This window comes from Streptomyces olivaceus, assembly GCF_000721235.1.
In the GTDB taxonomy this organism is placed as follows: Bacteria; Actinomycetota; Actinomycetes; order Streptomycetales; family Streptomycetaceae; genus Streptomyces; species Streptomyces olivaceus.
Genome location: NZ_JOFH01000124.1, coordinates 1 through 546 on the forward strand (window position 1 = coordinate 1; position 546 = coordinate 546).

At 69.8% G+C, this 546-nt stretch carries 1 pseudogene; it reads left to right on the plus strand.

Features of this window, described 5'->3' with window-relative positions:
- Nucleotides 1–444, plus strand: a pseudogene (locus IG94_RS0138045) (alpha-1,4-glucan--maltose-1-phosphate maltosyltransferase); the annotation flags it as partial.
- Nucleotides 445–546 lie beyond the last annotated feature (102 nt).

Consider the following 546-nt stretch of genomic DNA (forward strand, 5'->3'; position numbering starts at 1 on the left):
AACTCGGAGAAGTACCAGCTCACCCACCGCGACTGGACCCGCGCCGCCCGCGAGGGCACCACCCTCGCCCCCCTCATCACCCGCCTCAACACCATCCGGCGCGACCACCCCGCGCTGCACCGGCTGCGGAACCTGCGCTTCCACCACACGGACAACGACGCGCTCATCGCGTACAGCAAGCGCGTCGGGTCCGACGTCGTCCTGACGGTCGTCAATCTCGACCCCCACCACACCCAGGAGGCCACGATCTCGCTCGACATGCCGCAGCTCGGCCTGGACCGGCACGAGTCGGTGCCGGTCCACGACGAACTCGCGGGCCAGACCTACCACTGGGGCCGGACGAACTACGTGCGTCTGGAGCCGGGCCGTACGCCCGCCCACGTCTTCCACGTGCGGCGGACGTCCGCCGCCGCGCCCCAGAACGGAGGGTCAGGAGCCTCATGACCGTCAACGAGCCCGTGCCGGACACCTTCGAGGACACCCCCGCCAAGGACCGCGACCCGGACTGGTTCAAACGAGCCGTCTTCTACGAGGTCCTCGTCCGCT